At 65.5% G+C, this 11,869-nt stretch carries 12 protein-coding genes and 1 pseudogene; 5 read left to right on the top strand and 8 right to left on the bottom strand.

The window, feature by feature from the left end:
- Nucleotides 1-18 precede the first annotated feature (18 nt).
- The 3 genes from ACLMAJ_RS23185 to ACLMAJ_RS23175 are packed head-to-tail and all read right to left on the bottom strand — an operon-like array spanning nucleotide 19 to nucleotide 3,759.
- Nucleotides 19-819 (bottom strand): crotonase/enoyl-CoA hydratase family protein, encoded by an 801-nt coding sequence (locus tag ACLMAJ_RS23185; protein WP_412015899.1) that lies wholly within the window; start codon nucleotides 817-819, stop codon nucleotides 19-21.
- Nucleotides 812-2,983, bottom strand: coding sequence for an acetate--CoA ligase family protein (locus tag ACLMAJ_RS23180; protein ID WP_412015898.1), 2,172 nt, complete (start codon nucleotides 2,981-2,983; stop codon nucleotides 812-814). The genes ACLMAJ_RS23185 and ACLMAJ_RS23180 overlap by 8 nt, the downstream gene beginning before the upstream one ends.
- A 2-nt stretch (nucleotides 2,984-2,985) precedes the next feature.
- Entirely contained in the window at nucleotides 2,986-3,759 is a 774-nt protein-coding gene (locus ACLMAJ_RS23175; protein ID WP_412015897.1) for an enoyl-CoA hydratase/isomerase family protein, read from the bottom strand.
- A gap of 235 nt (nucleotides 3,760-3,994) precedes the next feature.
- Here ACLMAJ_RS23175 and ACLMAJ_RS23170 point away from each other — a divergent pair, with 235 nt between their 5' ends.
- Nucleotides 3,995-5,371 (top strand): amino acid permease, encoded by a 1,377-nt coding sequence (locus ACLMAJ_RS23170; RefSeq protein ID WP_412015896.1) that lies wholly within the window; start codon nucleotides 3,995-3,997, stop codon nucleotides 5,369-5,371.
- Between the two features lie 13 nt (nucleotides 5,372-5,384).
- Here the strand turns inward: ACLMAJ_RS23170 and ACLMAJ_RS23165 are convergent, their stop codons facing one another.
- From ACLMAJ_RS23165 to ACLMAJ_RS23155, 3 genes and pseudogenes are all read right to left on the bottom strand, one after another.
- Nucleotides 5,385-6,287, bottom strand: coding sequence for a MurR/RpiR family transcriptional regulator (locus ACLMAJ_RS23165; protein ID WP_412015895.1), 903 nt, complete (start codon nucleotides 6,285-6,287; stop codon nucleotides 5,385-5,387).
- Between the two features lie 298 nt (nucleotides 6,288-6,585).
- Nucleotides 6,586-6,720, bottom strand: a complete 135-nt coding sequence (locus tag ACLMAJ_RS23160) for a hypothetical protein (protein ID WP_412015964.1) — start codon at nucleotides 6,718-6,720, stop codon at nucleotides 6,586-6,588.
- Nucleotides 6,721-6,824: 104 nt separating this feature from the next.
- Nucleotides 6,825-7,100 (bottom strand): annotated as a pseudogene (locus ACLMAJ_RS23155) (LysR substrate-binding domain-containing protein); the annotation flags it as partial.
- On the opposite strand from ACLMAJ_RS23155, the gene ACLMAJ_RS23150 reads away from it, so the two are divergent.
- From ACLMAJ_RS23150 to ACLMAJ_RS23135, 4 genes are all read left to right on the top strand, one after another.
- Nucleotides 7,081-7,356, top strand: coding sequence for a hypothetical protein (locus ACLMAJ_RS23150; protein ID WP_412015894.1), 276 nt, complete (start codon nucleotides 7,081-7,083; stop codon nucleotides 7,354-7,356). The pseudogene ACLMAJ_RS23155 and the gene ACLMAJ_RS23150 overlap by 20 nt on opposite strands.
- A gap of 226 nt (nucleotides 7,357-7,582) precedes the next feature.
- A complete protein-coding gene (locus ACLMAJ_RS23145; protein WP_412015893.1) occupies nucleotides 7,583-7,948 on the top strand; it encodes a winged helix-turn-helix transcriptional regulator in 366 nt (121 codons plus the stop codon).
- Nucleotides 7,949-8,032: 84 nt separating this feature from the next.
- Nucleotides 8,033-9,394, top strand: coding sequence for a M20/M25/M40 family metallo-hydrolase (locus ACLMAJ_RS23140; protein WP_412015892.1), 1,362 nt, complete (start codon nucleotides 8,033-8,035; stop codon nucleotides 9,392-9,394).
- A 20-nt stretch (nucleotides 9,395-9,414) separates the two neighbouring features.
- Nucleotides 9,415-9,942, top strand: a complete 528-nt coding sequence (locus ACLMAJ_RS23135) for a YbhB/YbcL family Raf kinase inhibitor-like protein (protein WP_412015891.1) — start codon at nucleotides 9,415-9,417, stop codon at nucleotides 9,940-9,942.
- Between the two features lie 124 nt (nucleotides 9,943-10,066).
- Here the strand turns inward: ACLMAJ_RS23135 and ACLMAJ_RS23130 are convergent, their stop codons facing one another.
- Nucleotides 10,067-10,795 (bottom strand): GTP cyclohydrolase II, encoded by a 729-nt coding sequence (locus tag ACLMAJ_RS23130; RefSeq protein WP_412015890.1) that lies wholly within the window; start codon nucleotides 10,793-10,795, stop codon nucleotides 10,067-10,069.
- 153 nt (nucleotides 10,796-10,948) lie between these two features.
- A complete protein-coding gene (locus ACLMAJ_RS23125; protein WP_412015889.1) occupies nucleotides 10,949-11,791 on the bottom strand; it encodes a GTP cyclohydrolase II in 843 nt (280 codons plus the stop codon).
- Nucleotides 11,792-11,869 lie beyond the last annotated feature (78 nt).

Below are 11,869 nucleotides of genomic sequence, written 5' to 3'. Positions count from 1 at the left end.
CTCCTGTGACAGTGAGCGCTATCGGCCGTTGAAGGCGGGTGGTCTGCGTGCGAGCACGGCCGCGACAGCTTCTCGGTGATCCTCGGTGTGGTGGGCGGCGGCCTGCATCGCCGCCGACAGTTCGAGGTTGCTTTCCAGGCTCTGATGCCGGGCTTCACGCAGCAGTCGCTTGGTCATCCGCAGCGCGTGCGGCGGATTCGCGCAGATCCTGGCAGCTAGGCGATGTGCGGCCTCGAGGAGGGCGTCGGGTTCGACGACCTGGGAGATCAGACCCCATTCGAGTGCGGTGTACGCGTCGATCGGTTCACCGGTGAAGGCCATCTCGCAGGCCCTGGCCATGCCGATCGCCTTCGGCAGCAGCCAGGCGCCGCCGTCGCCGGGAATCAGGCCCACCTTGATGAAGCTCTCGGCGAAGACCGCGGTGCTGGCGGCTATCCGGATATCACAGAGCAGTGCCAGATCGCAGCCCGCGCCGACCGCTGGGCCGTTGACGGCGGCGATAGTCGGGATTTCGCAGTGGTACAGGGCCTTCGGGATGGACTGGATGCCGTGCCGATACCCCTGCCGTAGCTCCGCCGGTGTGCCACCGAACATTCCGGTCCGGTCGCGCATGTGTTTGATGTTGCCGCCCGAAGAGAACGCCGACCCCGCACCGGTGAGGATCGCCGCGCGCAGGCTGTGGTCCCGATTGGCCGCTGTCACGGCGTCCTGTAAGGCGGCGATGGTGTCGGCTTCGGAGATGGGGTTACGCGCTGCCGGACTGTTGAGAGTCCAGACGACGACGTCCTCGGTGCGGTCGATCAGGATCGCTTCACTCATCATGGTCTCCAGTTATCTTCTCTGACAGCACGATTCGGACATCGACCGGCACCATCTCGGAACCGCGGGCGATAACCGGGTTGAGATCGAGTTCGGATATCTCCGGGTGCGCGGCGACGAAATCGCCGATACGGACAAGGAATCGGGCCAGCTGGCCCCTGTCGACCGGCGGCAGGTGACGATGGCCGTCGAGTAGGCGGGAGACGAAAGTCTCGTCGATCATTTCCCCGGCCTCGAGTTCAGTGAGCGGCGCGGCCCGAAATGCGACGTCGCGCACCGCTTCGACCATCACCCCGCCGCTGCCGAACGCAACCACCGGCCCGAAATCCGGATCGTGCGTGGCGCCGACGAGCAGTTCGACCCCGGCCGCAGCCATCGGGGTGACGATCATCCCGTCGATGCGGGCTTCGGGCACGTTGGTACAGACGGCGTCGATGATCGCTTCAGCGTGCTCGCCCGCATCGGCGGCCACCACCCCGAGCCGGACTCCGCCGACATCGGACTTGTGGACCACCTGTTGAGAAACGACCTTCAGGGCGCACGGTCGCTCGTAACCGGCGACCGCGGCGACCACGTCCGCGACCTCACGTGCGAGAGTCCAAGCGCCGATTTCGATTCCGGCTGCCTCGACCGCCCGCCGTGCCGCCGGTTCGTCGAGCAGTCCCGAGCCGTGAATGGGCGGGGCGGCCGGCGGCAACGCGAGCGAGGAGCGTCGCGCGGTGTCGGCCAGTCTGCGGCCACGCCGCTCCAGTGCCGCCGCGATCCGCACAGCGTGATTGATCGAGCTGAGCACTGGTACGCCGTGTGACCGCAGGCGGTCGTGGTTGGCTATCTCCACATCGGCGTAGCAGCTCTGAATCACCAGGGGGACAGCGTGTTCGGCGTTGAGCGCGAGCAGCACCTCAGCGGCGGCGTCCTCGCTCTCGCGCAGCGATGGGTCGAATCGCAGGTGGTATCCACCGAAAAGGCCGACGATCAGCACGAGGCCGACCTCGGGATCACGCACGAGGATGTCGAAGGCGTGGGCGAACACCATCGGATCGGTGTCGGTGGCGCCGGCCACATCGACCGGATCCGCCACTGCGGCGGCGCTGCCCAACAGCTGTCGCAGTCGCAGCTGCGTCCGCTCACTGAGCTCGGCCAGTTCGATGCCGACTGCGGCAAGGGCATCGGCGGCCAGTGCGGCGTGACCACCGCCGTCGCTGAGGATCGCGACCTTGCGGCCGGGCACAATCGGCGCACAGGTGGCAAGCGCCCCCGCGACAACGGCGAGCTCGTCGGGGCGGTCGAGTAGCTCCACTCCGGCCTGCCGTAGCACGGCCGTCGCCACGGCATCATGGCCTGCGATCGAGCCGGTGTGCGAGAGTGCGGCGCGGCGGCCCACTTCGGATCGACCGCCTCGCAGCATGACAATCGGCGTATCCCGCACCACGTCGGCGGCGGCGGCGAGGAACGATCGTCCGTCGACGAATCCCTCGGAATGGATGGCCACCACGCCGGTGCTCGGATGGCGGGCGAGCTCGTTCAGGCATTCGTCGTAGCGGACGTCGACCTGGTTGCCCAGCCCCACATAGGCGTGGAAACCGGGCCCTCTGAACGCGCGATTGTCGTTGACCACCGAAAGCAGCATGTTCCCGCTCTGCGTGATCACGCTGATCGGACCTTGTGGAATATCTTGGAGACCAACGAGATTCGCGCCGGAGGTAACGTTGATCAAGCCCGAGGTGTTGGGGCCGATGACACGTATGCCGGTCTCGGCGACCGCCGCGGCCAGCTCCGCGGCGAGTTCGGCACCGACGTCACCGATCTCGCCGAATCCGTTGGCGAGAACGACAGCCCCGCCGATGCCTACCGCGGCACACCGACGCAGCGCGTCGGCGACCGCGGCGGCGGGCAGCACGATCAGCGCGACGTCGACACCGTATGGGAGCCGGTCGATCGATGCGCACACATCGAGGCCGAGGATCTGTCCTGCCGCGGGATTGACCGGATGGATGGGATGGGCGTAGCCGGCCTGTTGCAGCGCCCGGATGGCATGGAATCCGCGCTTGGCCGGGTTGGCGGACGCACCGACGATGGCGATCGAATGTGGGTCGAGCAACCGCGTGAGTGCGGCGCGGGCGGGCGGACCGAAGACGGAGGTGCGTTCGTCGATACTGGTCATGCTTATTTTCCTTCGAAACTGGGGGAGCGGCGTTCGGCGAAAGCCGCGACGCCCTCTGCCCAGTCCCTTGTCCCCATCAATTCGAGGAGTTCGCGAGGCTCAGTGGACAACGCGACTTCGATGGAGTCGTCGCGGTACAGCGCCGCCTTCATCTTGGCCAGCGCGAGTGGCGCCTTGGCCGCGAGGGTTTCGGCAAGCGCGCCTGCCGATTCCAGCAACGACTGCTCTGGCGCCGTGGAATGGGCCAACCCCCATTCGAGTGCTTGCCTGCCGGTGAATCGGTCACCGAGAATCAGCAGATCCGTGGCCCGACGCAGGCCGACCAGACGCGGAAGCCTGCTGGTCACACCACCGCCGACGAAGGTGCCGATACTCACCTCGGGGAAACCCATCTGCGCGTCCTCGGTCATGACGAGGAAGTCCGCGCTGATGGCGATTTCCGCGCCCGCACCGAGGGCGTAACCGCTGACCGCCGCGACCACCGGAGTGCGCATCGTCTGGATCTGCGCGCAGGCACGCTGGCCGAGATCGACGTATTGCGCCTGCTCCGTGGGGGTTCTGGTGCTCGATCTGTGCGCTTTCAGGTCGGCGCCGACGCAGAACGCACGGCCCGCACCGCTGAGGACGACGCAGCGGATATCCGGATCGGCGTCGGCGGCGACCAGTTCGTCGATCAGCGTTCGATACATCTCTTCGCTCACCGCGTTGAGTCGTTCTGGGCGATAGAGAACGAGGTTCGCGGTATAGCCGGATCTGCTCATCAGCACGGTGGGCATGGGCCTCATTTCCTAGCGGTCGATGATTGAAATGTCTTGCTGGGCAGTCAGTTCGGTCGAGCCGACAGCGCCTGATCCGCGGCGCGCGGTCCCCACCGTGACAACTACAGGATGCCACAAATATTGCAATATCGGCCAAATATGCAGTTTTCATTGCACACGCGCGGGCGGCGGTGTTTCATGACTCACTAACCAGTTGTCGGGTCACGGCCCGCGGTCCATGAAAGAAGGCATCGTGCCCACCTCGGGGAATCTGAAGCACAGCATCAACACTCGTCAGCTGACGATGATCGGCATCGGCGGAGTCATCGGCGCCGGGTTGTTCGTCGGCAGCGGTAAGGCGATTTCCGCGGCGGGTCCCGGCATCGTCTTCGTCTACCTGCTCACCGGCCTTGTCATCATTCTGGTGATGCGCATGCTCGCCGAACTGGCCACGGCCAGCCCCGAGACCGGGTCGTTCGCGAGCTACGCCTCCAGAGAGCTCGGCTCATGGGCGGGATTGTCGGTCGGCTGGGTCTATGCCTATCACTGGTGCGTCACAGTCGCTTTCGAGGCGATCGCCGGCGCGGCGATAGCCCATCAACTCCTGCCGCTAGTGCCGACCTGGCTCTATTCCCTGATCTTCATGAGCGCCCTGACCTGCGTTAATCTCGCGGCCGTCACCTCATTCGCGCGATTCGAGTTCTGGTTCGCGATGATCAAGGTGGTCGCGATCGTCGCGTTCATCGGAATCGGTATCGCGGCGGTCGGCGGACTGCTCCCGCGCTACCACGCGCCAGGAACGGCGAACCTACTCGGATACGGCGGCCTGTTCCCGAACGGGCTCACACCATTGCTCGTGGCGTCGCTGACGGTCTTCTTCTCCTACTTCGGCACCGAACTGGTGACGATCGCCGCGGGCGAGGCGCAGGATCCGGTCACGGCGGTGCGCGTGAGCATGCGCAGCGTCGCGGCCCGCATTCTCATCTTCTACGTCGGCTCCATCCTCGTGATCGTCACGGTATTGCCTTGGAACGCAACACAAGTCACCCAAAGCCCCTATACCGCGGTATTGGGCCTGCTCGGGGTTCCCGGCGCGCAGACCATCATGAACCTGGTCGTGCTGACAGCGGTGTTGTCGTGCCTGAACTCGGGTCTCTACTCGTCCTCGCGGATGCTGTTCGCGCTGTCGCGCCGCGGCGAAGCTCCACGCATGCTGGGCAAGACGGCACCGTCGGGGGTTCCGGTCGCCGGTGTCCTTGCCGCGTCGAGTGCTGGATTTCTCGCGGTGGTCGCGAACTACTTCCTGCCCACCGGAGCGGTTTTCAGCTTCCTGCTCAGTTCCTCTGGCGCGATCGCGGTGGTGGTCTACCTGTGTATCTGTGCCACTCAGATCGCCGGGCGTCGCACCAAGACCGCGGCGCAGATCGAGGTCCTGCCAGTCAAGATGTGGGGCGGCCCCTACCTGTCCTATACGGTGGGAATCATCCTGCTGGCCATCGTCGTCGGGATGGCGCTGACCGCTGAGACTCGGACTCCGCTCGCCCTGACTCTGCTGGTTACCGCCATCGCCGTCACCGCGGGTCTGATCCATCAGCGGCGGGCGGTCGCGGTAACGGCGAGCGCCGAGTAAGCGAGCTCCCGCGCTATTCGCTGGGTGTGTCGGCGTAGACACCGAACTCATCCAGCAGTTTCTCCTCCTCGGCCAGTGTCGGACGCACCTCATGCCCGAGGATCTGCGCGACCGCACCCGTCATTGCCTGAACAAGGGAGGTGAAAGCCGTCATCGATCGCAGCACGCTCGCACTGGACGCCTCGATGTAGAACGTGTCGTGCGACGACGTCGCCAGCGGTGAGACGGCGGTATCGGTCAATGCGATGACATGGGCGCCGCGCTGCCGCGCCCACTGCGCGGCACGCACGGTGTCGAGGCTGTAGCGATGGATCGACATCGCCACGAAGCAGTCACCCGGCTGCACCCGGCGCAGTTCATCGGTCAGCGATCCGGTGCCCGCGTTGATCGCGACCACGTTCTCGCGCAGCATGCCGAGCAGATAGCTCAACAGGTAGGCCGGTGCGTGACACTTGCGCATGCCCATCACGTGCACCCTGGGCGCTCGGGCCAGTCGGTCGACCGCAGACTGCCACATCACGCCGTCGATGCGCGCGAAGGTTCTGGCGATATTCGCCTGGTCGAGCCCCACGGTCTGCTCGAGCAGCCCGGCGCCGTCGGCTGCCAGGTGCGCGAGACTGTCGAAGCGGTGCAAGAGTTGCGCTTGCTCCTGAAGTCGTGCGCGACACAACCGCGTCAGCCCGGGATAGCCCTTCAAACCCAGACCATTGGCAAACCGCACGACGGTAGCCTCGTTGACCCCGACGGCGCCCGCGAGGTCGGATACCGTCATGAACGCCACCGCTTCAGGATCCGACAGCACGCGTTGAGCCAGCTTCTTGTGCGAGGCCGACAGCGAATCCATCCGACCGCGAATTTCGGCGACCAACCCGTCGAAGGTCGCGGGGCCCGCTGCGCCTTCAGTGTCGGTATCCACCCGAGCCACCCTTCCTGTCCACAGTCGCCGTTACTCGGTTGAGCAAGACTCTGCCAACTTAGCCGACTCGGCCGGCCATACACGTGGTGCCGACACGCGGGTCAACCACTGGTGCGCTCCGGGCTGTGACCATGGTTGACATCGTCGACCCGGCTACCGAACCAGTTTCATCGAAAACACAACCTGCACAGGATGTTTCCTCCCCTGCAGGGCCGTAACTTCACACTGGTCCGATAACGGAAAGACCCAGGAATTGGTCGACAGCTGGAGCCCGATCGACACGTGTCAGCCGAGCTACTCAATCATGCTTTGAAACGACACCGCTTCCAAGCTTCCACATTTCATAGTTCCCACATTCCGCCGTGATCTCGGCCGCCGCCTGAGCCGCGGTGAAGAAGTCGTCGACCACCGGCGAGGTGTGCGATGCCGCCATCGCGAGGCACACCTGATCGGACGCCAGATCCGGGACGGGCACGTAACTGTGTTCGGATGTGAGTAGAACACGGTCGCCGAACGGGCCAGAAACGAGATGCCCCGGCCGGCCGAGACATGCTCGAGCGTCTCCTCTACCCCGCGCACCAGGTACCCGGCGTTAGGGTGCGGCCGTCTGGTGGGCTGCGTGCTCGTGTCCGTGTGCCAGACCAGCGGCTCGCCGGCCAGGTCGGCCTCGGTGATCTGCTCCCGGCCGGCCAATCGGTGGCCGACGGGCAGCACCGCCACCCGCGGCTCGGTGTACAGCGGGGCCACGCGTAGGCCAGCCTCGTCTATGGGCAGCCGTACATAGCCGACGTCGATGCGGCCGTCGAGCAGCATCGAGCCTGGTCGTCCCATTCGATCGCTGCACGTCCACCAGAACATCTGGGTGCCGGGCGGCGAACAGCTGTACCGCTGGGGCAACCGCGATGCCCGCCCGGAAGCCGACCATTATTCGCTGGCCGCCCTGATCGAGATCCTCGGTGCGACAAGTGATCTCGCCGAGTCGGCCGAGTCAGACGGGGGCGGCGCGCATTTGCGGGAACCGGAGCCGGGCTCGAGATCCGGCCGTCGAAAGTCGAAGGGCTGCGGTTGAAACTCGAGCGCCCGGTAGCGCGGGGCCGGCTGGACGAGCAGACACCGGGGCTGTTCGCGATCATTGAATGAGGTTGGTGCATAGCACTATTGACGGGCTTTCCCCTGCGTCCGTCGGTGAGACCGGTAGGGGAACGAGGTTTCCCTTTGCCTGATGGACTGGCAAGTACCTACTATCTGGTCGGGTACTTACCAAGCGGGTTGTGAACAGGTGGCGAGGTCGGGCGATGGGTGAAAAGAGATCCGGACCATACTTCTGCGGCATCGACGCGGCGATGGACGTCGTTGGCGGGAAGTGGAAAGCGCTGATCCTCTGGGAGCTGGAGAACCACGGCGTGCGGCGCTTCGGCGAACTACGACGCGGCCTGCCGGGAGTGTCGGAGAAGATGTTGATCCAGCAGCTGCGCGAGCTGGAGGAGGACGGCATCGTCGACCGCGAGGTCTTTCGAGAGGTGCCTCCGCGCGTCGAGTATCGCCTCACCGCGCTGGGAACCGCGCTCAACGCTGCCCTCGAGCCCCTCGAGCCCCTCGGGGCCTGGGGCCGCGACCGTATCGATCGAACCGGAGCGGCGCGGGTCCATTTTCCCGCGTGACCGAGTAGTTCGGCGGCGCACCTCGCCCGGCGCGGCGGGAGGCGCAGCACGGTAACCAGGGGGTCAGATGGTAGGAAAGGGTACGTGTCAGCAATTGGCGAAAGATCCGGCCCGAAGAGAAACTCCCGCGCAGTGTCCGAGGTGGTGGAACTGGTCAGCACGCTGATCCAGTTCGATACTTCCAACACCGGCGATCTGGCGACCACCAAGGGTGAGCGCGAGTGTGCGCAGTGGGTGGCCGATCAGCTGCATCAGGCGGGCTACACCACCGAGTACGTGGAATCGGGCGCGCCGGGGCGCGGGAACGTGTTCGCGCGGTTGAAGGGCGCCGATTCCAGCCGCGGTGCGCTGATGATGCACGGCCACCTGGATGTCGTCCCCGCGCAGGCCGCCGACTGGAGTGTGCACCCCTTCTCCGGAGCGGTCCGCGACGGCTACGTGTGGGGACGCGGCGCGATCGATATGAAGGACATGGTCGGCATGATGTTGGCCGTCGCCCGGCAGTTCAAGATCGAGGGGACGGTGCCGCCGCGCGATATCGTCTTCGCCTTTCTCGCCGATGAGGAGGCCGGCGGCAAGTGGGGCTCGCAGTGGCTGGCGGACAACCGGCCCGATCTGTTCGCTGGGATCACCGAAGCGGTGGGGGAGGTCGGCGGGTTCTCGCTGACGGTCCCGCGCCCCGACGGCACCGAACGCAGGCTCTACCTGGTGGAGACAGCGGAGAAGGGCCTCGGCTGGATGCGGTTGCGCGCCAAAGCGCGCGCGGGTCACGGCTCGTTCCTGCACGAGGACAACGCGGTCACCATCTTGGCCGCCGCGGTCGCCCGACTCGGCAAACATACTTTCCCGCTGGTGCTTTCGGATTCCGTCGCCGAATTCCTCGCCGCGGTGGCGGAGGAGACGGGCTTGCCGTTCGATCCGACGGTCCCAGACATCGAGGGGCAGCTCGCGAAATTGGGCACGATCTCCCGCATCATCGGCGCCACGCTGCGCGATACCGCGAACCCCACCATGCTGCAGGCCGGTTACAAGGCCAACGTCATCCCACAAACAGCGGAAGCGGTCGTGGACTGCCGTGTGCTGCCGGGCCGGCAGCAAGAGTTCGAACGCGAGGTGGACGAGCTGATCGGCCCCGACGTCGAGCGCGAGTGGATCACCAAGCTCGATTCCTACGAAACGACCTTCGACGGGCATCTGGTCGACGCGATGAGCGAGGCAATCCTCGCCCACGATCCGCACGGCCGCACCGTGCCCTACATGCTCTCCGGCGGTACCGACGCGAAGGCGTTCGCCCGCTTGGGTATTCGCTGCTTCGGCTTCGCGCCGCTGCGGCTGCCGCCGGATCTGGACTTCACCGCGTTGTTCCATGGAGTCGACGAACGCGTTCCGGTGGATGCCCTCGAATTCGGCACCCAGGTTTTGGAACATTTCTTGTTGCACAGCTGAATCAATCCGGAGAGGACCTAATGACCTACAACCCCTACGACGCGCTCCCGCAGGTGCCCGCCTTCACGGTGGCCTCGGAGAACATCGCCCCCGGTGAGTCGCTGCACAACGATCAAGTCAGTGAATTCTTCGGCGTCGGAGGCAAGGACATTTCGCCGCAGCTGTCCTGGTCCGGATTCCCGGAGGAGACAAAGAGTTTCGCGGTCACGGTGTACGATCCGGACGCGCCGACGGCGGCGGGCTTCTGGCACTGGGCGGTCGCCAATATCCCGGTGACGACCACCGAACTGCCGACCGGCGCGGGAAGTATGGGCGGCACGCTGCCCGAGGGTGCGATCAACCTGCGCAACGACGCATCGTTCCCGGGCTTCGTCGGCGCCGCGCCGCCCGCGGGGCATGGGCCGCACCGGTATTTCGTGGTGGTGCACGCGGTCGATGTGGAGAACCTGGAGGTCACCGAGGACGCGACGCCGTCATTCCTCGGGTTCAACCTGTTCTTCCACACCCTCGCCCGCGCGACCATCGTCGCCACCTACGAGGTGAAGTAGGCTCCGCCGACTCCGACTCCAAAAATGCTGTGGCCCTGAGCATTACGCTCAGGGCCACAGTGCTTTCTCGCGCTGGGACACGTTGAGCACACCGTCTTACCCGATCAATGCGCGTACCCGATTCTTATCGGATCCAGATCTCGGGGATCGTGACAATCCTTGCGACGAGTATCAAACCCCGCCGAAACCACGACAGTGCCTGGCACCACCACGGCTGATGGGACTCTCGAATTTGCGCCGACCAGGGCGCGTCCTCCACGGGGATCATGTGACCGCGCCGTTTCCGCTTGGCCTCGAGATACCGTCGCGCCTTGTCGCTGCGCGGCCGCGTCCCCAGGGGCACGACCGTCACGGTGATGCCCTGATCGCGCACCGCGCGCACCTTTTCCGGATTGTTCGTCAGCAGCTGGACCGACCCGAGCCCGAGCACGGTCAGTGCCTCGGCCGCGAGTCGGTAGCACCGCATATCGACGCTGAGCCCGAGACGCTCGTAGCTGTCGAAGGTGTCGACACCCAACCGTTCACTGGTGCGCAGACCACGCGCCTTATTGACAAGGCCGGCGCCGCGCCCCTCCTGTTCGAGGTACACGAGCACACCGCACCCTGCGTCCTGGATGAGATCCATGGACTTGTCGAGTTCAGGACCGCAATCGCAGTCTTCGGATTGCAGGGCATCGCCGTATAGGCAACGGGAATGGATCCGAACCAGACAACCATCGGCGATCTGGCCGAAAACAAGCGCGTGGCCGCCGTCATCGCCACCGGATATCGGCATGACCCGAATGCAGAGCTCACGCCCTTTTCGGGTCAGCCGATGTCCGGTTTCGGAGAGGCTCGGTGCCGCTTTGCCCATGCTCCTCCGATGCATAGTGAAGCGGTCGGGCGAACTGCGAAATTGCCAGTCGCACAATGCATCCATCGTAGCCGGAGGGCAGGTTCGATGGCACTGCTACGCGGAGATGCCGACCTTATCGCCGACCGACTGCGTTCCGGTGTCGAGGGCGGGTTACGCGAGGACGGTCGACGATACCTTTTCGACCGCTAGGTATTCGGCGTTGTCACTCGATACCGGAACGGATTCCGGGGCGCGATCCTGTCGCTGCTCGGGCACCGCGACCGCTGCCATCCGCCGTCGCACCGCGAAACGACGTTTGCTGTCGGTCAAGGCCCGGAGAGCGCGGCGTAGCCGCCCCGCCGGGGCAGTGACCATGGCGTCGGAATCCCAATTATCCGGCGCCCATGGCGCCGCGTCGGTCGGGATCCAGTGTTTGCGCCTGCGGCGCTTGGCCTCCAGGTACGCGGCCGCGCGTGCGCTCAGGGGGCGGGTGCCCAAAGGCACCACGGTCACCGCGAAGCCCGCCGAGCGGATCTCATCGGCCTTGTCCGGGTTGTTCGTCAGTAGCAGTATCGATTTCAGCCCGAGTTTCTTCAGGCTCGTCGCCGCGTGATGGTAGGTCCGGGCGTCCGGCGGGTAGCCGAGTGCCTCATAGCTGGTGAAGGTGTCGGTGCCCTCGAGCTCGCTGTACCGGTAGCCGCGCGCTTTGGCGACGAGTCCGGCACCGCGGCCCTCTTGCTCCAGATACACAAGGACCCCTGCGCCCGCGGCCTGGATGAGATCCAGCGCCTTGTCGAGCTCGGGCCCGCAGTCGCAGTCATCGGAGCGCAGCGCGTCGCCATATAGGCAGCGGGAATGGATCCGCACCAGACACTCGTCGCCGGGTTGCCCGAAAACGAGCACGTGCCCGTAAGCGGGGCCACCGTCGACTTCGATGACAGAAACCTGGATTTCGTGCCCCTTGCGGGTGAACCGATGAGCGGTTTCACCAGGCAGGGGGGCAGCTGTGATCAATGCTGCCCCGAGCCGGAGTCGGCGCGACGCCGTTGGATGTGGGTGGTCACGACGGCGACTGTAGCGGATCGGATGTGC

Origin of the sequence: Nocardia arseniciresistens, assembly GCF_046764875.1 — a bacterium.
GTDB lineage: Bacteria > Actinomycetota > Actinomycetes > Mycobacteriales > Mycobacteriaceae > Nocardia > Nocardia arseniciresistens.
The sequence above is the reverse complement of the archived record's forward strand: the minus strand, read 5'-3'. Positions and strand labels throughout refer to the sequence as shown.